23 protein-coding genes and 3 tRNA genes are annotated in these 24761 nt (G+C 57.5%); 13 read left to right on the forward strand and 13 right to left on the reverse strand.

The annotated features are described in order from the left end of the window. Nucleotides 1-102: 102 nt before the first annotated feature. Complete coding sequence (locus ACR0IP_RS03440) at nt 103-687, forward strand: L,D-transpeptidase (protein WP_170641445.1); 585 nt, start codon at nt 103-105, stop codon at nt 685-687. Nucleotides 688-758: 71 nt separating this feature from the next. Here the strand turns inward: ACR0IP_RS03440 and ACR0IP_RS03445 are convergent, their stop codons facing one another. Both ACR0IP_RS03445 and ACR0IP_RS03450 read right to left on the reverse strand, forming a co-directional pair. Continuing rightward, a complete protein-coding gene (locus tag ACR0IP_RS03445; protein WP_480523799.1) occupies nt 759-1235 on the reverse strand; it encodes a fasciclin domain-containing protein in 477 nt (158 codons plus the stop codon). 71 nt (nt 1236-1306) lie between these two features. Beyond that, nucleotides 1307-2158 carry a class I SAM-dependent methyltransferase gene (locus ACR0IP_RS03450; protein ID WP_480523800.1) on the reverse strand — a complete coding sequence of 284 codons (852 nt, stop codon included), beginning with the start codon at nt 2156-2158 and terminating at the stop codon, nt 1307-1309. A gap of 139 nt (nt 2159-2297) precedes the next feature. Here ACR0IP_RS03450 and ACR0IP_RS03455 point away from each other — a divergent pair, with 139 nt between their 5' ends. The 4 genes from ACR0IP_RS03455 to mmsB all read left to right on the forward strand — a co-directional run bounded on the left by ACR0IP_RS03455 (nt 2298) and on the right by mmsB (nt 6586). Next, nucleotides 2298-3413 carry a carboxylate-amine ligase gene (locus ACR0IP_RS03455; RefSeq protein WP_480523802.1) on the forward strand — a complete coding sequence of 372 codons (1116 nt, stop codon included), beginning with the start codon at nt 2298-2300 and terminating at the stop codon, nt 3411-3413. A 106-nt stretch (nt 3414-3519) separates the two neighbouring features. Further along, nucleotides 3520-4662 carry an acyl-CoA dehydrogenase family protein gene (locus ACR0IP_RS03460; RefSeq protein ID WP_480523804.1) on the forward strand — a complete coding sequence of 381 codons (1143 nt, stop codon included), beginning with the start codon at nt 3520-3522 and terminating at the stop codon, nt 4660-4662. A 7-nt stretch (nt 4663-4669) separates the two neighbouring features. Then, a complete protein-coding gene (locus ACR0IP_RS03465; protein WP_480523806.1) occupies nt 4670-5710 on the forward strand; it encodes an enoyl-CoA hydratase/isomerase family protein in 1041 nt (346 codons plus the stop codon). Nucleotides 5711-5713: 3 nt separating this feature from the next. Then, entirely contained in the window at nt 5714-6586 is an 873-nt protein-coding gene (mmsB, locus tag ACR0IP_RS03470; protein ID WP_480523808.1) for a 3-hydroxyisobutyrate dehydrogenase, read from the forward strand. A 79-nt stretch (nt 6587-6665) separates the two neighbouring features. Here the strand turns inward: mmsB and uvrA are convergent, their stop codons facing one another. The 3 genes from uvrA to ACR0IP_RS03485 all read right to left on the reverse strand — a co-directional run bounded on the left by uvrA (nt 6666) and on the right by ACR0IP_RS03485 (nt 9897). Next, nucleotides 6666-9524: an excinuclease ABC subunit UvrA gene (uvrA, locus tag ACR0IP_RS03475; RefSeq protein ID WP_480523810.1), complete on the reverse strand. Its 2859-nt coding sequence runs from the start codon at nt 9522-9524 to the stop codon at nt 6666-6668. Nucleotides 9525-9698: 174 nt separating this feature from the next. Then, a tRNA-Asp gene (locus tag ACR0IP_RS03480) sits at nt 9699-9775 on the reverse strand. A 45-nt stretch (nt 9776-9820) separates the two neighbouring features. After that, nucleotides 9821-9897: transfer RNA gene (locus ACR0IP_RS03485), tRNA-Asp, on the reverse strand. A 289-nt stretch (nt 9898-10186) separates the two neighbouring features. Between ACR0IP_RS03485 and ACR0IP_RS03490 the strand changes: the two genes are divergently transcribed. The 3 genes from ACR0IP_RS03490 (at nt 10187) to ACR0IP_RS03500 (ending at nt 12746) form a co-directional block, all read left to right on the forward strand. After that, on the forward strand, nt 10187-10906 hold the full coding sequence (locus ACR0IP_RS03490) for a porin (protein WP_480523812.1): 720 nt from the start codon (nt 10187-10189) through the stop codon (nt 10904-10906). An 89-nt stretch (nt 10907-10995) separates the two neighbouring features. Beyond that, a tRNA-Val gene (locus tag ACR0IP_RS03495) sits at nt 10996-11070 on the forward strand. 89 nt (nt 11071-11159) lie between these two features. Next, nucleotides 11160-12746: an APC family permease gene (locus ACR0IP_RS03500; RefSeq protein WP_480523814.1), complete on the forward strand. Its 1587-nt coding sequence runs from the start codon at nt 11160-11162 to the stop codon at nt 12744-12746. A 38-nt stretch (nt 12747-12784) separates the two neighbouring features. Here the strand turns inward: ACR0IP_RS03500 and lon are convergent, their stop codons facing one another. The 3 genes from lon to ACR0IP_RS03515 form a co-directional block, all read right to left on the reverse strand. Further along, entirely contained in the window at nt 12785-15193 is a 2409-nt protein-coding gene (gene lon / locus ACR0IP_RS03505; RefSeq protein WP_170373590.1) for an endopeptidase La, read from the reverse strand. 203 nt (nt 15194-15396) lie between these two features. Further along, nucleotides 15397-16527: a tRNA guanosine(34) transglycosylase Tgt gene (gene tgt, locus ACR0IP_RS03510; protein ID WP_480523816.1), complete on the reverse strand. Its 1131-nt coding sequence runs from the start codon at nt 16525-16527 to the stop codon at nt 15397-15399. Nucleotides 16528-16590: 63 nt separating this feature from the next. After that, complete coding sequence (locus ACR0IP_RS03515) at nt 16591-17502, reverse strand: nucleoside hydrolase (protein WP_480523818.1); 912 nt, start codon at nt 17500-17502, stop codon at nt 16591-16593. 175 nt (nt 17503-17677) lie between these two features. Between ACR0IP_RS03515 and ACR0IP_RS03520 the strand changes: the two genes are divergently transcribed. The 3 genes from ACR0IP_RS03520 to ACR0IP_RS03530 all read left to right on the forward strand — a co-directional run bounded on the left by ACR0IP_RS03520 (nt 17678) and on the right by ACR0IP_RS03530 (nt 19299). Next, nucleotides 17678-18568, forward strand: a complete 891-nt coding sequence (locus ACR0IP_RS03520) for an SPFH domain-containing protein (RefSeq protein WP_170373587.1) — start codon at nt 17678-17680, stop codon at nt 18566-18568. Then, nucleotides 18568-18846, forward strand: a complete 279-nt coding sequence (locus ACR0IP_RS03525) for an NfeD family protein (RefSeq protein WP_480523820.1) — start codon at nt 18568-18570, stop codon at nt 18844-18846. Before ACR0IP_RS03520 ends, ACR0IP_RS03525 begins: the two co-directional genes overlap by 1 nt. Before the next feature lie 90 nt (nt 18847-18936). Beyond that, nucleotides 18937-19299: an SUF system Fe-S cluster assembly protein gene (locus ACR0IP_RS03530; protein ID WP_170458085.1), complete on the forward strand. Its 363-nt coding sequence runs from the start codon at nt 18937-18939 to the stop codon at nt 19297-19299. Nucleotides 19300-19511: 212 nt separating this feature from the next. On the opposite strand, the gene ACR0IP_RS03535 is transcribed toward ACR0IP_RS03530, so the two are convergent. Then, nucleotides 19512-19910 carry a hypothetical protein gene (locus tag ACR0IP_RS03535; RefSeq protein WP_480523822.1) on the reverse strand — a complete coding sequence of 133 codons (399 nt, stop codon included), beginning with the start codon at nt 19908-19910 and terminating at the stop codon, nt 19512-19514. A 147-nt stretch (nt 19911-20057) separates the two neighbouring features. On the opposite strand from ACR0IP_RS03535, the gene ACR0IP_RS03540 reads away from it, so the two are divergent. After that, a complete protein-coding gene (locus ACR0IP_RS03540) occupies nt 20058-20423 on the forward strand; it encodes a HesB/IscA family protein (protein ID WP_170467154.1) in 366 nt (121 codons plus the stop codon). Here the strand turns inward: ACR0IP_RS03540 and ACR0IP_RS03545 are convergent. After that, nucleotides 20420-21331, reverse strand: coding sequence for an isopenicillin N synthase family dioxygenase (locus ACR0IP_RS03545; protein WP_480523825.1), 912 nt, complete (start codon nt 21329-21331; stop codon nt 20420-20422). The two genes, ACR0IP_RS03540 and ACR0IP_RS03545, sit on opposite strands and share 4 nt — an antisense overlap. Nucleotides 21332-21458: 127 nt before the next feature. Between ACR0IP_RS03545 and tpiA the strand changes: the two genes are divergently transcribed. Next, a complete protein-coding gene (gene tpiA / locus ACR0IP_RS03550; protein ID WP_480523864.1) occupies nt 21459-22208 on the forward strand; it encodes a triose-phosphate isomerase in 750 nt (249 codons plus the stop codon). A 6-nt stretch (nt 22209-22214) separates the two neighbouring features. Here tpiA and ACR0IP_RS03555 read toward each other — a convergent pair whose 3' ends face one another. The 3 genes from ACR0IP_RS03555 to ACR0IP_RS03565 form a co-directional block, all read right to left on the reverse strand. Continuing rightward, nucleotides 22215-22526, reverse strand: a complete 312-nt coding sequence (locus ACR0IP_RS03555; protein WP_480523827.1) for a DMT family transporter — start codon at nt 22524-22526, stop codon at nt 22215-22217. 154 nt (nt 22527-22680) lie between these two features. Next, nucleotides 22681-24057, reverse strand: a complete 1377-nt coding sequence (locus ACR0IP_RS03560; RefSeq protein ID WP_170549035.1) for a TRAP transporter large permease — start codon at nt 24055-24057, stop codon at nt 22681-22683. Then, the gene (locus tag ACR0IP_RS03565) at nt 24057-24734 is read right to left on the reverse strand and encodes a TRAP transporter small permease (RefSeq protein WP_170659452.1); all 678 of its coding nucleotides are present in this window, start codon (nt 24732-24734) and stop codon (nt 24057-24059) included. The genes ACR0IP_RS03560 and ACR0IP_RS03565 overlap by 1 nt, the downstream gene beginning before the upstream one ends. Nucleotides 24735-24761 lie beyond the last annotated feature (27 nt).

The raw sequence follows: 24761 nt of genomic DNA on the forward strand, positions 1-24761 counted from the left end.
AAGCTGTAAAGGCTGGCCATTTGTGAGTCTGGCAAATATTTTCGGCGCAACTATATATTCGAGCAGATTGAACCTCCGGAGGTCGCCTTGTCCAAATCCAATATGACTCGCCGTTCGGCCCTTTTGGGGGCTGCATCCGTTCTGGCCACCCCTGCCCTTGTCCGCGCGCAAAGTTCCGATGCGTTCCCGCAAAGCGAAGACGCGATCAGCACGCAACTGCCGGTACGCCGAAATGTCTCGTCGTTTTCGCAGCAGAACTGGCAAGACCATTTTGATCAGCTGGGTGCAGGCTGCCTGCTGGCCGACATCACCAGCCGCGCGGTTCACTATTGGGGACCGGACGGGACGTACAAACTGTACCCCAGTTCGGTTCCGATGAGTGAAGAGTTGACTAGGCGCGGCTACACCAAGGTCGTCCGCAAGGCCGAATACCCGACATGGACGCCAACCGCCTCGATGCGGGAACGTGATCCGTCTCTGCCCGTTCGGATGGAGGGTGGTGACCCCGGCAACCCGCTGGGCACGCGCGCGATGTATTTGGGCTGGCCAGCTTATCTGGTCCATGGAACCCACGACACCCGCAAGATCGGACGGCAGAGTTCCTCCGGCTGTATAGGCCTTTACAACCAACATGTGGAAGAGCTGTACCCGCTGGTCCAAATCGGTACGCAGGTACGTTTGGTCTGAGTTTCAAAACCTAGGAACAGCAAAGCCCCGGCCATCAGGACCGGGGCTTTTTGTTTGGCGGGGTGCCAAAGTTATTCAGGCAGAATAACCTCATCGACTACATGGATAACGCCATTGCTGGCTTCGATGTCGGCCTGCACCACATCAGCTCCATTCACGCGGACGCCATTTTTAGCGTTGACGCTCAGGCGATCGCCCTGGACGGTCAGAACCTTCGCGCGCTTGCCAGCGATATCACCCGACATCACTTTGGCAGGCACAACGTGGTAGGTCAGGATCTCAACCAGTTTGTCCTTGTTTTCCGGCAGCAGCAGGCTTTCGACTGTGCCCTCGGGTAGAGCAGCAAATGCCTCATCTGTCGGTGCGAAAACGGTGAACGGACCGCTACCCTTCAGAGTGTCGACCAGACCGGCGGCCTGAACGGCTGCGACCAGTGTGGTGAACGATCCCGCTGATACTGCGGTGTCAACGATGTCAGCAGCCTGGGCCTTGATCGGCATGGCAAGTGCAACGGCGGCGGCAGCGCCCATCAATGTGCGACGAAACATGGCTGTCTTCTCCTCTCCAGCTTGTTATGGAAAGAGGTACGGCGCATGTTTCCCACCGGATCACTTTAGGATCACTGTTCTTTGATCTGAACCCAGATACTCTGTGCCCGACCATCGTTCAGAAACGGCAGCGCCTCACACGCATCAGGGCGGTCCTGTTGCAGATAATACCCCGGCCAAAGCATTGAAAACGCTCCAGATTGCAGAAGGGCGTGCAACATGTACTGCTCACCCCAACCTGGACAGTCGTAGAAAAAACGCTTGGGATATTCGTAAGGTAAAAAAACATCATGCACGTGGATGACAACTCCCGGTTTCAACGTCGGGATGATGCGGCAGAAGAGATGTGCGACGTCATTGCTCATCCTAACAACATGGCTGGAATCGATGAACAGAACATCCCCGGCCTCAAGCTGTTCGAACAGAGCCGGATCGACCTCCTCCAGCCGTTTTTGTTCGAACGCATCGACCACATGAGCGATATCCGCCCGCGGGTACGGGTCGATGGCTGTGATCTGCGTGTCCAACCCTCCGTCAAGGATGGCTTGCCGCGTCACGCGAGTTGAGTTGCCGCAGCCGACCTCGATCACGCGTTTCGGTTCGAACCTGCGGATCATCAAATACAGAGCGTCAGCATCGGGGCTGTCATAATACCCGTTGCCCAGCAGGTAGCCCGTCTGGTTCCGGGCCGGGTCCTTGAGGGCCTCCAGCGCATCCTTGTGTTGGCCGTATGCGGCGACCAGTTCTGCGATGTCGAAACCTTCCATACCCGGTGACAGCGCGTAAGCGGGTCGCTCCAGCCCGCCTGCCCGCTCGAACGCCTCCAGCCGGGCGCGTTCGTCCTGTTCGGTCACCTTGTCGACCAGCTTCACCCCTAGCTCATCAAGGGCTGCGTTGATCTGCGGGAATTTTCTGGGTTTCACGAGGCCGGCTCCGTTATCGCATTGCTGCCCGTTCCTTAGCGCTGCTTGCGGTCGCTCTGCAAGCAGCGCAGCGGCAAACCCTTGGCAAAACGTTGATTTACGTATTCACTGATTGCATTGGAAAACGGCAGGTAGGCCCATGCAACAAGATTTCACGATCGGCATTGAAGAAGAATACCTGCTGGTCGACCGCGACAGCCTGCATCTGGCCGAAGCCCCATCCGCATTGATGGAAGCCTGCCAGGCCGATTTCGAAGGACAGGTCAGCCCTGAATTTCTGCAGTGTCAAATCGAAGTTGGTACCCGCCCCCACACGACCGTCAAAAGCGCGCGCGAAGATCTCAGGCGTCTGCGCTCCTGTGTGTCCAAACGGGCCGCCGACTATAACCTCAGCCCGATCGCCGTGTCCTGCCATCCGTTCGCCGATTGGAAAAAACAGCACCACACACGGAAAGAACGTTACGACGCGCTGCAACACGCGTTGGGAGGCGTTGCACGGCGGATGCTGATTTGCGGGATGCATGTGCATGTGGGGGTTGAGGATCCGGCCCTACGGGCGGACTTGATGCCGCAGCTTAGTTATTTCCTACCACATCTATTGGCGCTCTCGGCGTCCTCCCCTTTCTGGAATGGCGAGGATACGGGGCTTTCCTCCTACCGCCTGACCGTGTTCGACAACCTGCCGCGCACGGGATTGCCGCCGGTCTACAACAGTTGGAGCGAGTACGAACGCACAACCGGCGTCCTGGTCGAGCTTGGCGTGATCGAGGACACCACGAAAATATGGTGGGATCTACGCCCCTCCCATCGATTCCCGACGCTGGAAACGCGCATCATGGACGTCCAGCCGCGGCTTGAGCACACCTTATCTCTGGCCGCGCTCGTGCAGGCCCTGACCCGTATGCTGTGTCGCCTGAAGGCCCGCAATCTGCGCTGGCGGCAATATGACCGCTTCCTGATCGGTGAAAACCGCTGGCGTGCGCAACGCTATGGGGTCGGCGAAGGGCTGATTGATTTTGGGGATCGGTCGATCAAACCCATGGCCGAGCTGATCGGCGAACTCATGGGGATGCTGGCTGAAGATGCCGAGGCTTTGGGAACCATGACCGAACTGGCCCGACTGCGTCAGATCGCAGAAACAGGCACCTCGGCCACCCGCCAGCGGCGCGTCCATGCTGAAGCTGTCGCGAAGGGCGAAGACCCCGGCCAGGCCGTTGTCCGCCATCTGATCGAGGAGTTTCACGCGGACCTCTAGCGAACCCTACACTCAAACAGCTCTCAGGATTGCTCATCCTGAAATAGTTCTGTAACGATTACTAAATAAACAATCGTTCAATTCTTTGCCTGTGGGAGGGTGCGCAATGGAGTTCGGGCTGACCGAGGAACAAACGGCCATTTTCGATATGGCCTATGGATTTGGGCAGGACAACATTGCCCCATTCGCCCGCCAGTGGGAGGCAGAAGGCACAATCCCCAAAGAGCTTTGGCCCCGTATCGGAGAGCTTGGCTTTGGCGCGCTCTACGTCTCGGAAGACAGCGGCGGAGCCGATCTCAGCCGTCTCGACGCAACCCTCGTGTTCGAGGCGCTGTCCATGGCCTGCCCCTCGGTCGCGGCGTTCCTGTCGATCCACAATATGTGCGCCAAGATGCTGGACAGTTTCGCCAGTGATGAGCTGAAATCACGGGTCATGCCCGATGTACTGAGCCTGAATACAGTGCTGAGCTATTGCCTGACCGAACCCGGCTCCGGCTCGGACGCCGCCGCGTTGAAGACGCGGGCTGAGCGCACGAACGAGGGCTACACTCTGAACGGTACCAAGGCCTTCATCTCGGGTGGCGGATACTCGGATGCCTATGTCTGCATGGTCCGCACGGGCGCGGAAGGTCCAAAAGGAATCTCGACCGTCTATGTCGAAGACGGCACGCCGGGTCTGAGCTTTGGAGCGCTGGAACAGAAGATGGGCTGGAAAAGCCAACCCACCGCGCAGGTCCAGTTCGACGATTGCAACATCCCCGCGGGCAATTTGGTCGGTTCCGAAGGCGACGGCTTCAAATACGCCATGATGGGCCTTGATGGAGGGCGTCTGAACATCGCCTCCTGCTCGCTTGGGGCTGCGCAGGCCGGGTTGGACATGACCCTGCAATACATGTCCGAGCGTAAGGCGTTTGGGCAATCCATCGACCAATTTCAAGCCTTGCAATTCCGCCTTGCCGATATGGAGATCGAATTGCAGGCCGCGCGCACCTTCCTGAGGCAGGCTGCCTGGAAACTGGATCAAGGCGCGCCGGATGCGTCGAAATTCTGCGCAATGGCGAAGAAATTCGTAACCGAGACCGGCTCAAATGTCGTGGATCAATGCCTGCAGCTTCATGGCGGCTACGGATATCTTGCCGACTATGGCATCGAAAAGCTTGTGCGCGACCTACGGGTGCATCAGATACTCGAAGGCACAAACGAAATCATGCGCGTGATCGTGGCGCGCCACCTGCTGGCCGGAACCTGAGGGGATCATGCCTGACATCGACATTCGCACGACCGGTCGCGCCGGGCGCATCACCCTGACCCGCCCAAAGGCTTTGAACGCCCTGAGCTATGAGATGTGCTTGGCCATCGACACCGCCCTGCGCAACTGGCGCGAAGACGACGAGGTCGACCTGATCATCATCGACGCCGAGGGCGACAAAGCCTTTTGCGCAGGCGGCGACATTGCCAAACTCTATGAAACCGGTCTCGCGGGGGATTTCTCACACGGGCAAACCTTCTGGCGCGATGAATACCGCCTGAATGCGCTGATCTTCGCGTACCCCAAACCCATCATCAGCTTTCTGCAGGGTTTCACAATGGGCGGCGGAGTCGGCATCGGCTGCCACGGAACCCATCGCGTAGTCGGAGAGACCTCGAAAATCTCGATGCCGGAATGCGCGATCGGGCTGGTTCCGGATGTCGGCGGCTCGTTGATGTTGGCATTGGCGCCTGGGCGGCTTGGCGAATATCTAGGCCTCACCGCCTTCCGGATGGGGCCAGCGGATGCCATCTACGCCGGTTTCGCCGATCACTTCATCCCTCAAGCCACTTGGCCAGACCTTATCGAATTGCTTGAGGCGTCGGGCAATGCCGAACTGGTCACCGATCACGCCCAACCCGCGCCCGACGGGAAATTGCAACAGATGCAACCAGAGATCGACCAGTATTTTGCAGGCGAGACACTCGAGGATATCCTCATCAGCCTTCGCTCAGAAGATACTGATTTCACGTCGAAAGCGATGGACATGATGGGCCAGCATTCACCGCTTTCCATGGCCTGCACGGTCGAGATGATCCACCGTCTGCGCGGCCCGTCCCTGACCATGCACCGTGCATTGGATATGGAGTATCGCTTCACTTATCGCGCGCAGGAACACGGAGATCTCATCGAAGGTATCCGCGCACTGATCATAGATAGGGATCGTAGCCCAAGCTGGCAGTACCCGGATATGAAAGTACCCGCTGTTGCGGTCTCGAAAATGCTGCAACCGCTTGGCGCGAACGCACTGACTTTTCAGGAGGAATAAGAGATGCAAATCGGTTTTATCGGCTTGGGCAATATGGGCGCGCCAATGGCGGCCAACCTTGCGAAGGCCGGGCATCAGGTGACAGGTTTCGACACGGCGGGTGTAAGCGTTGATGGCGTGACGCAAGCGCGATCCGCAACAGATGCCGTCTCAAGCGCTGATGCCGTCATCACCATGCTGCCGAATGGCGACATCCTGCGCGTGGTTGCCAACCAGATCATCCCGGCCATGCAACAGGGCGCGGTGTTAGTAGACTGTTCGACCGTCGACGTAGACAGCGCCCGAGCGGTGGCCGAGCAAGCCATCGAAGCGCAACTTCTGTCCGTGGACGCGCCAGTCTCCGGCGGGATCGGAGGGGCCTCGGCCGGTACCCTGACCTTTATGGCTGGCGGATCATCCGACGCCTTTGCCAAAGCCGCCCCCCTGTTCGAGATCATGGGTCAAAAAGCCGTGCATTGCGGTGAGGCAGGTGCTGGACAAGCGGCAAAAATCTGCAACAACATGATCCTCGGCGTCACCATGATCGCAACCTGCGAGGCTTTCGCGCTGGCCGACAAACTGGGTCTGGACCGGCAAAAGATGTTCGACGTGGTCAGCACGTCCTCCGGCTATAGCTGGACTATGAACGCCTATTGCCCCGCTCCCGGTGTTGGTCCCACCAGCCCTGCGGATAATGGCTATCAGCCGGGCTTCGCTGCCGAATTGATGTTGAAGGACCTGCGCCTCAGCCAGCAAGCTGCCGAAAGCGCCGATGCCGACACCCCGATGGGCCAAGCCGCAACTGCGCTCTATCAGCAGTTCGTTGAAGCCGAAGGTGGTTTGGGCCAGGATTTCTCAGCCATGCTGCCCAGATTTGAAAAACGCAGCCGAGAATAAGGCACAATGATCCTTCATTCATCTGGCTAAAAATATCCCGGAGCGCGAGGCAGAGCCTCGCAAAAAACCGTGTCGCAGCCTATTCAGCCGCGACACGGGTGCCTGAAAGCATCGGCTTGAGGTAACGCCCCGTGTGGCTCCGCTCGACCTCGGCCACCTCTTCCGGTGTTCCGGTGGCAACGATCTCGCCACCGCCATCGCCACCTTCCGGGCCGATATCAATGATGTGGTCCGCGGTTTTCACAACGTCCAGATTGTGTTCGATCACGACAACCGTATTCCCCTGATCGACCAGTTCATGCAGAACTTCCAACAACTTACGAACATCTTCGAAATGCAAACCCGTCGTCGGCTCATCCAGAATATACAGCGTCCGCCCGGTTGAGCGCTTCGACAACTCCTTCGACAGTTTGACCCGCTGCGCCTCACCTCCAGACAGCGTGGTCGCCTGTTGGCCTACCTTTATATAGCCCAGCCCAACACGCGCCAGAGCATCCATCTTATCGCGGATCGACGGCACGGCCTTGAAGAACTCCTGCGAGTCTTCGACCGTCATATCCAGCACATCGGCGATGGACTTGCCTTTGAATTTGATCTCCAGCGTCTCGCGGTTATACCGCGCGCCCTTGCAGGTTTCGCAGGTTACGTAGACATCGGGCAGAAAGTGCATCTCGATCTTGATGACACCGTCGCCCTGACACGCCTCGCACCGGCCGCCCTTGACGTTGAAACTGAACCGCCCGGGCTTGTAGCCGCGCGCTTTAGCCTCGGGCAATCCTGCAAACCAGTCCCGGATCGGCGTAAACGCCCCGGTGTAAGTCGCTGGATTCGAACGCGGAGTCCGCCCGATGGGGCGTTGGTCGATGTCGATTACCTTGTCCAGATGCTCCAACCCTTTGATCGTTTCGCAGGGCGCAGGCGTTTGGCGCGCGCCGTTCAAGCGCATCGAGGCGGTTTTGAACAGCGTCTCAATCGTCAACGTCGACTTGCCCCCACCCGACACGCCGGTCACACAGACGAATTTGCCCAGAGGGAACTCGGCGGTCACGTTTTTGAGGTTGTTGCCCGTCGCTTTCACCACGGTCAGCTTTTTTTTGTTGCCCTTGCGTCGCTCGGTCGGCACCGCAATCTCTCGCGTACCGGCCAGATATTGCCCCGTGACCGAGGCCGCATCGGCCGTGATCTCGGCCGGCGTTCCCTTGCTGACGACCTGCCCGCCATGAACACCCGCTCCGGGGCCGATATCGAACACATAGTCGGCCTCACGGATCGCTTCCTCATCGTGTTCGACAACGATCACCGTGTTACCCTGATCTCGTAGGTTTTTCAGCGTGCCCAACAGGCGATCATTGTCCCGTTGGTGTAGGCCGATTGACGGCTCGTCCAGAACATAAAGAACCCCGGTCAGACCCGATCCGATCTGGCTGGCAAGCCTGATACGCTGGCTTTCACCACCGGACAAAGTACCACTTGAACGTGACAGCGTAAGATATTCCAAACCAACGTTATTCAGGAATCCGAGGCGTTCGCGAATCTCCTTCAAAATCGCCCGCGCGATCTCATTTTTCTGAACGCTCAGATGGTTCGGCGCGTCCTCGACCCAAGCCAGAGCTTCACGGATCGACATCTCGACCACTTGACCCACATGGAGGCCGGCGATCTTCACGGCCAAGGCTTCCGCGCGCAGGCGGTAGCCTTCGCAGGTGCCGCACGGACGGTTGTTCTGGTAGCGCTCAAACTCTTCCCGAATCCAGGCGCTGTCGGTCTCGCGGTAGCGACGCTCCATATTCGGAATCACGCCCTCGAAGTTGCGCGTCACCTGATAGACACGCCCACCTTCATCATAGCGGAACTGGATTTCCTCATCCCCAGAGCCGCGCAGAAACACCTGCTGCACCTTCTTGGGCAGGTCTTTCCACGGCGTGTTCTTGTCGAACTCATAGTGGCGCGCGATGGCTTCGATGGTTTGCAGGAAATACGGAGATTTCCCCTTTCGCCACGGCGCCAAGGCCCCGTCATACAGCTTCAGTGTCTGATCCGGCACCACAAGGCGTTCGTCAAAGAACAGCTCAACCCCCAGCCCATCACAATCCGGGCAGGCCCCGAACGGGGCGTTGAATGAAAAGAGGCGCGGTTCGATTTCGGGAATCGTAAAGCCACTGACCGGACAGGCAAAGTTTTCACTGAAAGTAATCCGCTCAGGATCCCCTTCGCGCGGCGCGGTTTCCAAAATCGCGATCCCATCGGCCAGATCCAGAGCGGTGCGCAGGCTGTCGGCCAGCCGCGTCTCCATCCCCTCGCGCACGACCAGACGATCCACGACCACGTCGATATCGTGGCGGAATTTCTTATCCAGCGTTGGCGGTTCATCCAGTTCGTAGAACTCACCATCCACCTTGACGCGCTGGAAGCCCTGTTTGCGCAGTTCCAGAAACTCTTTCTTATATTCGCCCTTACGGTCGCGCACGATGGGGGCCAGCAGGTAGCCGCGCGTCCCCTCCTCCATTGTCATGATCCGATCGACCATGTCCTGTACTTGCTGCGCTTCGATCGGCTGACCAGTCGCAGGGCTGTAAGGTGTCCCCGCACGTGCAAAAAGCAGTCGCAGGTAGTCATAAATCTCGGTCACCGTTCCAACGGTCGAACGCGGGTTCTTTGACGTGGTCTTTTGTTCAATCGAAATCGCCGGAGACAGTCCGCTGATATGGTCCACATCCGGCTTTTCCATCATATCGAGGAATTGCCGCGCATAGGCCGAGAGGCTTTCGACATAGCGACGCTGCCCCTCGGCATAGATCGTGTCGAAGGCCAACGAGGATTTACCCGAGCCAGACAGCCCGGTGATCACCACCAGCTGGTCGCGCGGGATATCCACGTCAATGCTCTTGAGGTTATGCTCGCGCGCGCCGCGCACCTCGATATTCTTCAGCTCAGCCATTCTGGCCCCCAACAAACACGTCCCTCAGAGATAGGCGAGCGGCGCTGAGTCTCCAACAGAAAAATTAGAACAAACTGTGAACGCACCGATTATTACCGACACATACTGACATCATACTGAAACAACGCCAGCCTTGCGCCAAGAACCAGTGATTTTCTAATTTTTAAGGGAAAATGGCGCGGTTGACGGGGCTCGAACCCGCGACCCCCGGCGTGACAGGCCGGTACTCTAACCAACTGAGCTACAACCGCGCATCTATTTTCGTGGCCTTTAAACTGGACCAAGTCTGGCAGCGATGGCGCGGTTGACGGGGCTCGAACCCGCGACCCCCGGCGTGACAGGCCGGTACTCTAACCAACTGAGCTACAACCGCCCGCTGCCCGTTCGTTGCTGAACGTTGGGGTGTATTATGGCTACGCTCGGGCATCGTCAAGCGGCGTTTTGAAGTTTTTTGCCTGAAGCCTGATTTTTGTTTGCAGCCACTCCTCGGCCATCCTTCGAGGCGCGGCCTATACGACCGCGCATTTGTGCCCCACCTGCAACAGCATATTGAAATCGCGCCGACCCCCTACTCATCCGAAGCGACAAAAACTAGAGGGTCATTCATGCGCTGAAGTCTCATTTCGACCCGCGCCAATTACAACACAATTCGGAGCAGAAACGTGAAAAAAACCATTGCCACCAGTGCATTGACCAGCCTTCTACTGACCGGTACGGCATATGCCGTCGAGGTAACCGGCGGATATGTGGACCTGGGCTATTCCACCTTCACAGACAGCGATCTTGGCGACGTCTACAACCTTAACGGCGCGGGCGAGTTGGCGTTTTCCCGTGCGTTTAGCCTGCAACTGGATGCGGGCGGCTACCGGTTCGAGGACGAGGACTATAGCGGCACAAACGTCACCCTGCACGCCATCCTGCACACACAAACCGCCTCGTTCGGCGCGTTCTACGGGCAGGACCATATCGAAGACGAGACGTTCCAATTCTACGGCGTTGAGGCCGGTTTCGGCGCAGGCCCTGCGCAGATCGAAGGGTACCTGGGCTTTCAAGACCTGAAAGAAGCCTCTGGCGCGGATGGCGCGATCCTGGGCTTTTCGGCCGGAGGGGCCGTTAATGATAAATGGACTGTGATCGGTAAATACGACTACCTGAACGACATTGAAGGTGCTTTAGACGTCAGCGCATTTTCGATTGGCGCGACCTATAATGTTGGCACCAACGCACAGGTCTACGGCGAATTCGGCGCGGCCCACCTATCTATCGGCAGCGGCAGCAGCACCGAACCCTTCCTTGGCGCAGGTGTCCGTATCAATTTGGGCAACGAGCGCGGCACAACCTTCGGTCGCCGTGGCGTTCTGGACAAGCTGCCCGGCCTCTAAGAACATCAGACCCCGGTTTGCATACTGGCCGGGGTCCCGCCCTATAAGTCTTGCAGCCGGGAATGAGCTGCGATAAGACGCCGGGCAATGGGTGATTAGCTCAGTGGTAGAGCGCTTCGTTCACATCGAAGATGTCAGGAGTTCAAATCTCTTATCACCCACCACCTCCAATTTTTTCATCTCCAGACAACGCTTGTCAGGTCAGAAGCCGCCTGCGTATCCTTGATATACGCAGTGTAAAGGGTTGACGCGGATGGCCAAATTGAAGCGTGACATTGGCCTACTGGGTCTGACCTTCATTTCCGTTGGCGGCATTATAGGCTCTGGATGGTTGTTCGGCCCGCTCTTGGCTGTGCAACACGCAGGACCAGCTGCGGTTCTGTCCTGGATCATCGGCGCGGTGGCCATGTTTGTTCTGGCCATCACCTTCGCTGAAATCTCGGCCATGCTGCCTATCCCGGGCGGCATCGCTCGGGTTCCCCAATTCTCGCATGGCAACATCGTCGCGATGGCAATGGGTTGGACAGCTTGGATCGGCTACAACACCACTGCGCCCATCGAGGTTGAGGCGATGTTGAAGTACTTAGCCCCCTACGCGCCGTGGTTGCACACTTCCGAGAGCGGAGATCTGACGAGCGCAGGTGTGCTGGTTGCACTGTCCTTCATGCTGCTATTCGTTGTCGTCAACGCCTTGGGCGTGAAATTCTTCACGCGTGTCAACGCCACACTAACTTGGGCGAAAATAGCGATCCCGGTCATTCTCTCAGCACTCTTGATCGCAAGCAGGTTTGAGTTTCAGAACTTCAAACAACCCGACGGGTTCGCCCCATACGGTCTGCAAGGCATCATGGCTGCAGTATCAACCGGAGGCGTGATCTTTTCATTCATCGGATTTCGCCACATCGTCGATATGGCGGGCGAGGTCCGCAACCCGAAATTCGCAATCCCAGCCGCGTTGGTCCTTTCAATCGTGATGTGTGCGGCCATCTATCTAGCTCTACAGATCGCATTCATCGGCGCCCTTGATCCAACTTCCCTTGCACAAGGCTGGTCCAGTCTCAGCTTCGGCGGTGAAGGGCCGTTGGATGCCGTGATTATGTCTGTCGGCCTTGTCTGGTTCCTAAGCGTATTGAATGTCGGCTCTGTCATCGGACCGTTCGGCAATGGGCTTGTTGCAACGGGTTCGAATGCTCGGATCGCCATGGCCCTGTCAAAGAACGGTTTTCTTCCTCAACGCATCATGCAGTTGTCCTCGTTCGGAGTACCCCTTTGGGCGCTTGCATTGAATTTCGGGATTGGAGTTTTGTTCCTGCTTACAGTCCCGTTTACCACGGTCATCGCATTGAACGGGGCGGCCATAGTTTTGTCCTTCGCGGTCGGACCGATCGCTGTCGTATGCCTCAGAAAGCTGATGCCAGATCACCCACGCTCGATCCGAATTCCCGCAGTGCGCTTCGTGGGCGCACTGGCCTTCGCCATCGCCACACTGATCGTTTATTGGAGCGGATGGGACACTGTATGGCGTTTAGGCATCGCGCTGATCATCGGCATGATCTTGTTGCTAATCCGCTTTCGCAATCGCCTGGATGAAATGGATGCAGTCGAAGCGCGTTGGCTGATGCCCTATTTCGCCGGCATCGGTGTAATCTCACTATTCGGCCAGTTCGGAGAAGGTGCTCTGAAGCTCATCCCGTTCGGCTGGGATATTCTGGTCTGCATTCTATTCTCGACGGCAATCTTCATGATCGCTGTCCGGTCGTCCTTAGCAGACGAAAAGTTTCAGAAATACATCGAAGAAGAGGAAATTTTGGACCCGAAACAACCCGTTATCGGGCTATAGAAAAAGGCGGGGACCAGCCCCGCCTTTTTCGGTGTGTCTTAGTGTGCCGTAGCAGACGGCCCAGAGCTTTCAGCCGCTTTCGCAGCCGCAGCCGCAGCCTCTTCTGCGGCTTCGTCCCATTCGATGGGCTCAGGCTCTTCTACCAGTGCCTGTTTCAGCACTTCCGAGACGTGTTTGACCGGGATGATCTCCAACCCTTCCTTCACGTTGTCCGGAATGTCGGCCAGGTCCTTTTCGTTTTCTTCCGGGATCAGAACCGTTTTGATGCCACCGCGCAGAGCAGCCAGCAGTTTTTCCTTCAAACCACCAATCGGCATCGCATTCCCGCGCAGCGAGACTTCGCCGGTCATAGCGATGTCCTTCCGCACCGGAATGCCGGTCAGCACGGACACAATCGAAGTCACCATCGCCAAACCAGCCGACGGGCCATCCTTGGGCGTTGCGCCATCCGGCACGTGCACGTGGATATCGATCTTGTCGAATTGCGGCGGCTTCACCCCGATCTGAGGCGAAATCGACCGCACATAGGACGAGGCCGCGTCGATGGATTCCTTCATCACGTCGCCCAGCTTACCGGTGGTCTTCATCCGCCCCTTGCCGGGCAGTTTCAGCGCCTCGATATGTAGCAGGTCTCCACCAACCGACGTCCACGCCAGTCCGGTGACAACACCAACCTGGTCGTCCTGTTCGGCCAGACCATAACGGAACTTCGGCACGCCCAGAAAATCATCCAGATTTTCAGGCGTCACGGTAACCGAGTCGGCCTCTTTCTTGATGATCTTGGTCAGCGACTTACGCGCAACTTTGGCGATTTCACGTTCAAGGTTCCGAACGCCCGCCTCACGCGTGTAGGTGCGGATGATCGACTGCAGCGCCTCATCGGTCAGTTCAAATTCCTTGGCTTTGAGGCCATGGTTTTTGACCTGCTTGCTGATCAGGTGCTGCTTGGCGATCTCGGATTTTTCCTCTTCGGTGTAACCGGCCAGCGGGATGATCTCCATCCGGTCCAGCAGAGGGCCAGGCATGTTGTAGCTGTTCGACGTGGTCAGGAACATCACGTTGGACAGGTCATATTCGACCTCAAGATAGTGATCCATGAACGTGCTGTTCTGCTCTGGGTCGAGCACCTCAAGCATCGCCGAGGCCGGGTCACCACGGAAATCCTGCCCCATCTTGTCGATTTCATCCAACAAGATCAGCGGGTTCGTGGTTTTCGCCTTTTTCAGCGCCTGAATGATCTTACCGGGCATTGAGCCAATGTAAGTCCGGCGGTGACCCCTGATCTCGGATTCGTCGCGTACGCCGCCCAGCGAGATGCGAATGAACTCGCGCCCCGTGGCTTTGGCAACCGACTTACCCAAGGAAGTTTTACCCACACCTGGAGGGCCAACAAGGCACAGGATCGGGCCTTTCAGCTTTTTCGAACGCTGCTGAACAGCAAGATACTCAACGATCCGCTCTTTGACCTTCTCAAGCCCATAATGATCGGCATCCAGAATATCCTGCGCGCGGCCCAAATCCTTTTTGACGCGGGATTTGGTGCCCCACGGCAGCGACAGGATCCAGTCGAGATAGTTTCGCACGACAGTGGCCTCAGCCGACATCGGGCTCATGTTGCGCAGCTTCTTCAGCTCGCCTTCAGCCTTTTCACGCGCCTCTTTCGACAGCTTGGTCTCGTTGATCTTTTCTTCCAGCTCGGCGACTTCGTTCGAGCCGTCCTCGCCATCGCCAAGCTCCTTCTGAATGGCCTTCATCTGCTCATTCAGATAATACTCGCGCTGCGTCTTCTCCATCTGGGATTTTACGCGGGTCTTGATCTTTTTCTCGACCTGCAGAACCGACATTTCGCCCTGCATCAGGCCATAGACCTTCTCGAGCCGCTCGCTAACCGAGAGCGTCTCAAGCAGTTCCTGCTTTTGCTCGACTTCAATGCCCAGATGACCCGACACGAGGTCGGCCAATTTGGCAGGCTCGGTGGTTTCACCCACAGCAGCCAAGGCTTCCTCGGGGATGTTCTTCCGAACCTTGGCGTAGCGCTCGAACTCATCCGCAACGGTGCGCAGCAGCGCTTCGGTCGTAGTGACATCGCCGGGGATTTCGGTCAGATACTCGGCACGGGCTTCGAAAAACTGATCGTTTTCAAGGAATTCCGTAATCTGCACACGCGCCTGCCCTTCAACCAGCACCTTGACGGTGCCATCGGGCAATTTCAGCAGTTGCAGCACATTGGCCAGAACGCCGGCCTGATAGATACCATCCACATCCGGATCATCGACACTCGGGTCGATCTGGCTGGACAACAGAATTTGCTTATCATCCTGCATCACCTCTTCCAACGCGCGGACCGATTTGTCTCGGCCCACGAAGAGCGGCACGATCATATGTGGGAACACCACAATATCGCGCAGCGGCAGGACGGGGTATGAGGAATTCAGAGGCTCTTGCATGCTCTATCCTTATCATTGGCAAGACGGCTCTGGTCCCTGCTTGAGGCAACCGCTGGCCGTCTCCTGTCTTGGATGGTTTAAGGTGGGGCTGTTACCGCCCTATTTCAACCTCACCACCGTGTCTCAATTCGCAGCATGACCAAAGGTTCTGCGGACCGCAAGGCACGCCGGGAAGATATCCACCGAAATTGTGCCGGTGCCTGCTAAATCGGCTCAATATCACCCTGCGCGCGCTGCGCATGGAAATTGGCCTGCCAAGCCTCAAATGTTCCAGCGGAGATCGCGTCGCGCATGCCCTGCATGATTTCTTGGAAGTAATGCAGGTTGTGCCAGGTCAACAGCATGCCCGAGATCATCTCGTTCGAACGGAAGACATGGTGCAGGTAGGCGCGCGAGTAGTTCGAACAGGCAGGGCATGTGCACTCTTCATCCAACGGACGTGGATCATCGGCATGGCGCGCGTTCTTGATGTTCACCACGCCGTGGCGTGTAAAAACTTGACCGGTGCGTCCGGACCGGGACGGCAAAACGCAATCCATCATGTCTACACCGCGCGCCACGGCGCCTACGATATCATCCGGTTTCCCCACGCCCATCAGGTAGCGCGGCTTGTCGGTGGGCAGGAAATCGGGGGCAAAATCAAGGCAGTCAAACATCGCCTCCTGCCCCTCACCAACGGCTAGACCGCCGATAGCGTAGCCTTCGAACCCGATCGCTTTCAGTGCCTCGGCGCTTTCTTCGCGCAGGTCCTGTTCCAACCCGCCTTGCATGATCCCAAACAGCGCGTGCCCGGGGCGATCCCCAAACGCATCGCGCGACCGCTGCGCCCAACGCATCGACAGCTGCATCGACTCGGCTATACGTTTCCGGTCCGCAGGCAGTGAAGGGCATTCATCGAAACACATCACGACGTCCGACCCCAGAAGGCGTTGAATCTCCATTGACCGTTCCGGTGTCAGCTCATGCTTGGAGCCGTCGATATGAGATTTGAAGGTCACGCCCTTCTCGGTCAGTTTGCGCAACCCTGCCAGAGACATGACCTGAAAACCGCCCGAGTCGGTCAGGATGGGACGTTCCCAATTCATGAACTTGTGCAGCCCTCCCAAACGGTCGATCCGTTCGGCCGTGGGGCGCAGCATCAGGTGGTAGGTATTGCCCAGCAGGATATCGGCCCCGGTGGCGCGCACACTTTCGGGCATCATCGCCTTGACCGTTGCTGCAGTGCCAACCGGCATGAACGCAGGCGTACGAACCTCGCCGCGTGGCGTGTTAATCACGCCGGTGCGGGCTTTGCCGTCGGTTGCTTTGAGGTCAAAGGAAAACTGCTGGGTCATGTCATCATCTCGGATCGCGGAACCGGGCAGGATTTGCCCGATCCGCCGGGTCTTTGCAACCCGTCAGGGCAGAGAGGCCACGCGGGCCGTAAACAGATCAACAACCCCTGCCCCGTCAACGTCCCGGCAGACCCAAACCGGGGGCCGCCCCTCATCCGGGACTGTGGCTCCGATTGCCTCTCCCTCGGTTGCCACCTTCAATCCGGTCTGAACGGAGTCGAACATATGATCATGGGTACAGGCGATGACGGCGGTCGAGTCGTGAAGGCCGCAGCCTTCCAACCCTCCGATCTCTTTGTAGAACTTCAGATAGAACCGAGAGATATCGCGCAGAAATGCCCCCATATCAGGCGATCTCAGGGCCAAATCCTCGAAATCAGCACTCTTGTAGAGCGTTTTCAGCGTCACATCTAAACCAACCAGAACAGTCTCAGGCGGTGCCGAAAACACCGCGTCGGCGGCTTTGGCGTCGTGGTAAATATTCGCTTCGGCATGTTCCGTGATGTTGCCGGGGCAATAGACTGCGCCGCCCATTATCACCAGGCGTTTAAGATTCGAGGCGAATTCGGGATCCAGAGCCATTGCATCCGCGATATTGGTCAAGGGGCCGACCGCGCACACGACAAGCTCACCCGGATGTTGGCGTGCCGTTTCAACCAGAAACGCGGCCGCGCTCAGGTCGTGGTTCTGCCCGATCTCTGGGATTTCGGTCAGATCACCAAAGCCTTCCGGCCCATGCACATGCTCGGATGGGCGATGGTCGTCCTCGCCTTGAGCAAAGGGGGCGCCCTGTGCCACCGGGACAGCTAGTCCAAGCTTATCAACCAGATAGCGCGCGTTGCGGCTGGATTGATGGACATGGGTGTTTCCGAAAACGGTGGTTAGCCCGATCAGGTCAATCTCGGGTGCGGCCGCAGCGTAGGCAATCGCCATTGCATCGTCGATGCCGGGGTCTGTGTCGATTATCAGTTTCATCCTCACCCGATAGCGCAAGCATTCACAGATGCAAAGCGGTCACTGACTTTAGGTTCAGCCGTAAATTTCGGGTATTCTGGATTTGCAACCACCCCGGTTCCCGCCATATCAGAGTTGAAATCGGGCGACTCAATCCCCAAATGTATACTATAGTACACAATAAAAGAGGACAGTTATGACAGAAGAGCAGATCATCGGATTGCTTTCGTCGAATATCATTTACCTGTTGGCCGCCATTCTGGTGGTGGTCGTCATTTTCAAAGGTATCAAAATCGTTCCCCAATCTGAGAAGTATGTGGTGGAGCGGTTCGGGCGCCTGCACTCGGTCCTTGGGCCGGGGATCAACTTTATCGTTCCGTTTCTGGATGTTGCACGTCACAAGATATCCATTCTTGAGCGCCAGTTGCCCAACGCAACGCAGGACGCGATTACCAAGGATAACGTGCTGGTACAGATCGATACCTCGGTCTTCTATCGCATTCTCGAGCCGGAAAAGACTGTCTACCGTATCCGTGATGTGGACGGCGCGATTGCGACCACGGTCGCGGGTATCGTGCGGGCTGAAATCGGCAAGATGGACCTGGATGAGGTCCAATCGAACCGCGCGCAGTTGATTGCGCAAATTCAGGCCAGCGTAGAAACCGCTGTCGACGACTGGGGTATCGAAGTGACCCGGGCCGAGATTCTGGATGTGAACCTCGATCAGGCCACTCGCGATGCGATGCTGCAGCAGTTGAACGCGGAACGCGCGCGCCGCGCTCAAGTCACTGAGGCTGAAGGTCAGAAACGCGCGGTCGAGCTGCAGGCGGACGCCGAACTCTACGCGGCCGAGCAAACCGCAAAGGCCCGCCGCATTGAGGCCGAAGCCGAAGCCTACGCAACCGGCGTTGTTGCAAAGGCCATTCAGGACAACGGCATCGAGGCCGCTCAGTACCAGGTTGCTCTGAAACAGGTGGAATCGCTGAACGCTCTGGGTAATGGTACGGGTAAGCAAACGATTGTCGTGCCGGCCAATGCGCTCGAGGCCTTTGGCGATGCGTTTAAAATGCTCAAAGGGGTTAAATGATGGCTGACCCGTTTTGGATGACGTGGTGGATCTGGATGGCGGGCGCTCTGGCGCTCGGCATTCTCGAGATCGTCCTGCCCGGGTTCATCTTTCTAGGATTCGCTATCGGGGCAGCGGGCACTGGCCTGCTGCTTATGATCCCGGGTCTTACGCCCTCTCTGCCGGTTCTGATGCTAATCTTCGCGGTTCTGTCGCTGGTCGCATGGCTGGCCCTGCGTAAGACCTTCGCGCACCCGCATGGGCAGGTGAAAACCTTTGAGCGAGATATCAACGACTAAGCACCGGCAGCGCCCAAGAGTCACTGCACGACTGGACGCTGCCAGACCTGTTCCCTATATAAACACTCAGGCAACTGACCCGAGGCAAAGATGACTCACCCGAGTGAACAGTTAGAAGGCACACCCTTGATTGCGCCATCGAGCATAGAACACCCCCTGTATGATCAGGTGGTCGAAGCGTGCCGGACGGTCTTTGACCCGGAAATTCCGGTCAATATCTACGACTTGGGTTTGATCTATACGATCGACATCAAGGACGACAACGCCGTCAAGGTGATCATGACTCTGACCGCCCCGGGCTGCCCCGTCGCCGGAGACATGCCAGGCTGGATCATGGAAGCCATCGAACCCGTCGCTGGCGTGAAAGAAGTCGACGTCGAACTGACCTGGGAACCGCCCTGGGGCATGGAGATGATGTCAGACGAAGCGCGGCTAGAGCTGGGCTTTATGTAACATCAGCACCTAGCTAAGCCTTTGTCACAAAAGGTTAACCCTTCTGTTACCAAAGTGTAGAGCTACTGTCACAGTACTGCGGGACACATGCGGCGCAAGTGTTTGTATTCCCAAAAGCTCTTGCAAATGGGCCTGACTGGAAGACACCGCCCCCCATGGTACCGGCCCCGAAATTGGACCGCCCTTGCCCGAGGGCGGTCTTTTTTTTAGCCCTAGCTTACCCCGCACTTGGCCTTGATTTCATCCGATCGCGCATCGAGCTGCTTGATGTAGTCACCGGACAGCATCTGCAACCGCTTGCCCTCGGTCCCGGTCACCAAACCCAGCAAAGCGCCAGCAGGTGTGATGGCCGCGACGCTTTCCAATTGCTTGTCCTCAGCATGTTTCTTCTCAGCTGCAATCGCACGCAGATCGCCTTCGGCGGTTGCGCAGTTGATAGGATGTCGTTTCAGAGTTTCATCGGCAGTAGCTGGAACCGACAGGGCCACAAGACTCCCGCCAACCAAAAAAGCCCTTAAACACACCTTCACTTTACCTTCTAACCTATTCATTTTAATATATTCTCCCCAAAAGAGATCTCTGATCTCAAGCGCGTGGCTGCGATCACCCAAAAACAGGCTAAGCCTATCCTCAATGCGAAAGCAACATGGACACAATTGTGCTTTAGGTATCAAATTTCATTTTCTAAGGGCGCTCTGACTTGAGCCTGCTGAAAGACGACCCTAAATTAAATCTATCGCGCGACGACGGAGACTCAGATGTTCGGCATCCCCGGCAAACAAGCCGTGACCATGACGCCCAAAGCGGCAGAGCAGATCACCCGCCTGATGAAGTCCGGCGGACATGCCGGTTTGCGCATCGGCGTGAAAAAAGGTGGTTGCGCGGGCATGGAATATACCATGGACTACGTGGATGAGGCCGATCCCCATGACGAGGTCGTGGAACAAGACGGTGCACGCGTCATGATTGCTCCAATGGCGCAGATGTTCCTGTTCGGCACCGAAATCGACTACGAGGTTTCGCTGCTGGAATCCGGGTTCAAGTTCAAGAACCCCAATGTTGTCGACGCCTGCGGTTGCGGCGAATCCATCAAGTTCGACGAAACCCTCGCCCAGCAATCCTAACTTGCGTTCAAGTGAACGTAGGTCTCGTTGTAACGCCGTGTCAGGTGCTCTCCGGCTGTGATCACCTGGTCTGACGTCGGAGGGGCCACGTTCGTGTGGTAGGACGGGTTAAAGAATAGCGGGACCGAGATCCTTTCATTCGTGCCACCAACCACCCGATGCTCGGTCGCTTTGACGCGGCCAGCGGTCCAGAATTCCAGCATCTCACCAAAGTTGATGATGAACACGCCCGGTTCGGCCTCGACCTTTTCCCAGCTGCCATCGGGCATCCGCACCTCAAGCCCCGCAGTGCCATCGGTCGCCAACAGGGTCACGCAGCCATAATCGGTATGCGCGCCGATGCCAAAATCCTTCTCCCCAGCCCAATCCGGACGCTGAGGGTAATAGTTGCCACGCAGCAACGCCATGGGCGTGTCAAAAGCGTCGTCGAAACTGTCCGAGCCGCGCCCCAGAGCAACCGCAATTGCGCGCAGAACGCGCATCGCTACATCGCAGGCGTCGGTGTAGTAGGACTGAACAGCCTCTCGGAACCCTTCAGGCTTTGCAGGCCAAAGGTTGGGCGCATAGACGCTGAGATTCTCAGCACGATATGGGTTTTCCGGCGGCAACTCAAAGCCGCAATCGAACACTTCCTTGAAATCGGGATTTGCGTTTGGATCGACCTGTTCGGATTTCGGCGCGCCCCAACCCCGGTTCGAGCCAGTTGACGCCATATCAACCGACTTTTTCTCCTGCTCAGGCAAATGGAAAAAGGCGCTGTAGGCCTCAATCACGTCCTGAACCCGCTCAGCGCCAAGCCCAGTGTTGCCAACGGTCAGAAACCCCACCTGACCGACGGCCCGTAGCAATCTGGCAAGCTCATCAATGTCCTGATTGTCCAATTTTTCAAGGTTGAGTTTGTCGATCATGGCGCCCTCGGAATCGCTGCGCGGACCCTGCCTTTCCGGTACCGGAACTTCAACCGGAATTGTAAGGCCGGACCAAGGGTGATATCGCATGGAAAAACCTCAAGATAGCGACAAGGGAGACGCGGAGATGCGGCGTAAACTGGCGGCTGGAAACTGGAAAATGAACGGAACCAGCGCGGCGCTGAGCGAGTTGGACGCCTTGGCCGCGAAACACCCCTCGCCCAGCGTCGATGTCCTGATCTGCCCCCCCGCCACGCTGTTGCACCGGGCCGCGGAACGCACCCAAGGCACGGGCGTGACCGTCGGTGGACAGGATTGCCACGCCGCAACTTCAGGCGCGCATACCGGCGACACCAGCGCCGAGATGCTGAAAGACGCCGGAGCAACGGCCGTGATTCTGGGGCATTCCGAACGGCGCGAAGACCATGGCGAACAGAACGAAGATGTGCGCTCCAAGGCCAACGCCGTGATGGAGGCTGGCCTCCAGGCGATCATCTGCGTCGGCGAAAGCCTTGAGCAGCGCGTGGCCGCCAATACGCTGGACATCATCGGAGGTCAGATGTCGGGGTCGATCCCGGACCGCTCCACCGGTGAGAACCTGATTGTCGCCTACGAACCGATCTGGGCCATCGGCACCGGCAAGGTACCGACTTTGGATGAGATCGGAGAGGTCCATGACTTCATCCGCGCCAGGCTTGAGCGCCGCTTTGGCGAGGGCGTCGGGCGCTCGGTGCGTCTGCTCTATGGTGGTTCGGTCAAACCGTCCAACGCGGCCGAGATTTTCGGCGTGTCCAATGTGGATGGCGCGTTGGTCGGTGGGGCCAGCCTGAAAGCGGCCGATTTCTCAGGCATCGTTGAAGCGCTGGAAACCGCCTAAGGACCCTCAGGCCAGTTTCATCGTGATTAGGCCTGCGACAATGAGAACCGCTGCGCAGATACGCGTGGCGGTGACAGCCTCGCCCAGAAACATGATGCCAACCAAAAACGCGCCCACCGCGCCAATGCCCGTCCAGATCACATAAGCCGTCCCCAGAGGCAGGGTTCGCATCGCAAGCGCCAGCAAGGCGAAGGACCCGATCATTGACACGCCCATTACAGCCGTGGGCCACAGCCGCGTGAAACCAGCCGATTGCTTCATGGCAACGGCCCAGACAATTTCCAACAGGCCGGCAAGTAGAAGAAGAATCCAGGACATCACGGCCCCCTTTAGGATTTTCGGGTCGTCCCGAATGATCGCCCTTTATGGGGAGGTCGTCCTCTGGCGCCTTAGGTAAGTACTCTGCACCCGTCTTCAAGACATGAAAAAACCGGGCGAGAAAACTCGCCCGGTTCACACTCGTTTATCACCCCTAGTTGGTTATGATTTCCGGCCCCATGAAGGTGTTGGGCAGGAAGGTGGATATCCACGGGATATACGTCACCATGATCAGGAAGACGAACAGCACAGCCAGGAACGGCAGCGCGGCCTTCACAACGCCCATCATCGGCATCCCGGCTACGCCCGAGGTCACGAACAGGTTCAGCCCGACCGGAGGTGTGATCATCCCGATCTCCATGTTGACGACCATGATGATGCCCAGATGGATCGGATCGATGCCCAACTCGATCGCAATTGGGAACACCAGAGGCGCCACGATCACCAGCAGGCCCGAAGGCTCCATGAACTGACCGCCGATCAGCAAAATCACGTTCACCACGATCAGGAAGGTCACCGGACCCAGCCCTGCGGACAGCATGGCGCTGGCGATATGTTGCGGCACTTGCTCATCCGTCAGCACGTGCTTGAGGATCAGCGCGTTGGCGATCACGAACAACAGCGTGACGGTCAGCTTGCCGGCCTCGAACAGCGTGTGCTTGGTATCAGGGTGGAAGAAAGCCGTGAGCAACGCATAGGGCTTTTTCAGCAGCGACAGGTTCTGCGTGCCTTCCTCGGTGCTGAGCGGCCCCATATCCTTGTAGACAAAGCTCGCGATAAAGAAGGCATAGACAGCCGCCACTGCAGCAGCCTCCGTCGGGGTGAAGATGCCCCCATAGATACCACCGAGGATGATCACGATCAGGAACAGGCCCCAACCGGCTTCACGGGCGGAGACAAAGATCTCACCCCAGCCCTTCCAATCGCCCTTGGGCAGGTTCTTGACCTTGGCCATGACGTAAATGGTGATCATCAACATCAAACCAGCCATCAGGCCAGGGATGACCCCCGCAAGGAACATACGCCCGACCGAGACCTCAACGGCGGCCGCATAGACAACCATCACAATCGAAGGCGGGATCAGGATACCCAGCGTACCGGCGTTACAGATCACACCAGCGGCGAATTCCTTTGAGTAGCCCACTTGACGCATCCCTGCGATGACAATTGAGCCGATGGCCACAACAGTCGCAGGGGACGACCCTGAAAGCGCTGCGAACAACATACAAGCGAAGACGCCCGCAATCGCCAGACCTCCCGGAAGGTGTCCCACACAGGCAATCGAGAAACGGATGATCCGCCTCGCGACACCTCCGGTCGTCATGAAGGACGACGCGAGGATGAAGAACGGAATTGCCAGCAGGGTAAAATGCCCCTCGAACGCCTCGAACAATGTGCCCGCAACCGAAGCCAGAGAGCTGTCGGAATAGATCAGCAGGAACAGGGTCGAGCTGAGGCCAAGTGCCACCGCAATCGGAACCCCGATCAGTAGCAGGCCGATGACCATGGAAAATAGAAGTACAACGTCCATTAGTCATGCTCTCCTTGCTGCGCACGAACCTCTTCGATCTCGTCCTCAACCTCGTGACTGGCGACCAGACGGTCCGCCTCACCCCGCCAGATCTGCACAGCGACCTGCGCAAAGCGGATCACCAGCAGCAACATCGACAGCGGTAGGATGAAGTAAGGAACAACTTTGGGCAGCTTTTCGTAATATTCGCCGTAGTTGATCAAGTCCTCGAGAAAGCGGAAAGGCGCGATTATCGGGATATCGTCAACCTCGTAAAAGCTCTGACTGCGCGCGTCGAAGTTCAGACCCGTGGGAAACCAGCGTCCCGAGGTTGGCGGCAGATCCGCGAAGACAGCCCAATAGTCATATGACCCCTTCAGCAACAGCAGCGAAAACGCCAGACAACAGGCTACCGAGATCAGCGCTAGAATCCGACGCGGCGCAGGGGCCAGCATGTTCAGGATGGCATCAACGCCCAGATGGGCGTGTTTCTTGACGGCGTAGGACGCCCCCAAAAGCACCAGCCATCCAAACAGGAAGACCGTAAGCTCAAGCGCCCACAGGATATTCGAGTTGAAGAAGAACCGCGCGATCACGTTGGCAAAGGTCACGGCCGTCATCAGGCCAAGCAACACCGCGATCAGGGTTTCTTCGATATGGTCGACCAGCCCAGTCGGGCCGGATTTCGCACCAGACATCTATCTGTCCCCACATTTTTTATGATG

The sequence above is a fragment of the Ruegeria sp. AL11 genome, from assembly GCF_056540865.1.

Bases quoted from the DNA above. Each gene is read 5' to 3' on its own strand.
- ACR0IP_RS03445 (WP_480523799.1), bottom strand. From the start codon at position 1,235: ATGTTTCGTCGCACATTGATGGGCGCTGCCGCCGCCGTTGCACTTGCC.
- ACR0IP_RS03520 (WP_170373587.1), top strand. From the start codon at position 17,678: ATGACAGAAGAGCAGATCATCGGATTGCTTTCGTCGAATATCATTTAC.
- ACR0IP_RS03565 (WP_170659452.1), bottom strand. From the start codon at position 24,734: ATGTCTGGTGCGAAATCCGGCCCGACTGGGCTGGTCGACCATATCGAA.
- lon (WP_170373590.1), bottom strand. From the start codon at position 15,193: ATGCAAGAGCCTCTGAATTCCTCATACCCCGTCCTGCCGCTGCGCGAT.
- tgt (WP_480523816.1), bottom strand. From the start codon at position 16,527: ATGACCCAGCAGTTTTCCTTTGACCTCAAAGCAACCGACGGCAAAGCC.
- mmsB (WP_480523808.1), top strand. From the start codon at position 5,714: ATGCAAATCGGTTTTATCGGCTTGGGCAATATGGGCGCGCCAATGGCG.
- ACR0IP_RS03460 (WP_480523804.1), top strand. From the start codon at position 3,520: ATGGAGTTCGGGCTGACCGAGGAACAAACGGCCATTTTCGATATGGCC.
- ACR0IP_RS03540 (WP_170467154.1), top strand. From the start codon at position 20,058: ATGTTCGGCATCCCCGGCAAACAAGCCGTGACCATGACGCCCAAAGCG.
- ACR0IP_RS03465 (WP_480523806.1), top strand. From the start codon at position 4,670: ATGCCTGACATCGACATTCGCACGACCGGTCGCGCCGGGCGCATCACC.
- ACR0IP_RS03525 (WP_480523820.1), top strand. From the start codon at position 18,568: ATGGCTGACCCGTTTTGGATGACGTGGTGGATCTGGATGGCGGGCGCT.
- uvrA (WP_480523810.1), bottom strand. From the start codon at position 9,524: ATGGCTGAGCTGAAGAATATCGAGGTGCGCGGCGCGCGCGAGCATAAC.
- ACR0IP_RS03455 (WP_480523802.1), top strand. From the start codon at position 2,298: ATGCAACAAGATTTCACGATCGGCATTGAAGAAGAATACCTGCTGGTC.
- ACR0IP_RS03500 (WP_480523814.1), top strand. From the start codon at position 11,160: ATGGCCAAATTGAAGCGTGACATTGGCCTACTGGGTCTGACCTTCATT.
- ACR0IP_RS03515 (WP_480523818.1), bottom strand. From the start codon at position 17,502: ATGAAACTGATAATCGACACAGACCCCGGCATCGACGATGCAATGGCG.
- ACR0IP_RS03545 (WP_480523825.1), bottom strand. From the start codon at position 21,331: ATGATCGACAAACTCAACCTTGAAAAATTGGACAATCAGGACATTGAT.
- ACR0IP_RS03440 (WP_170641445.1), top strand. From the start codon at position 103: ATGACTCGCCGTTCGGCCCTTTTGGGGGCTGCATCCGTTCTGGCCACC.
- ACR0IP_RS03555 (WP_480523827.1), bottom strand. From the start codon at position 22,526: ATGTCCTGGATTCTTCTTCTACTTGCCGGCCTGTTGGAAATTGTCTGG.
- ACR0IP_RS03560 (WP_170549035.1), bottom strand. From the start codon at position 24,057: ATGGACGTTGTACTTCTATTTTCCATGGTCATCGGCCTGCTACTGATC.
- ACR0IP_RS03530 (WP_170458085.1), top strand. From the start codon at position 18,937: ATGACTCACCCGAGTGAACAGTTAGAAGGCACACCCTTGATTGCGCCA.
- tpiA (WP_480523864.1), top strand. From the start codon at position 21,459: ATGCGGCGTAAACTGGCGGCTGGAAACTGGAAAATGAACGGAACCAGC.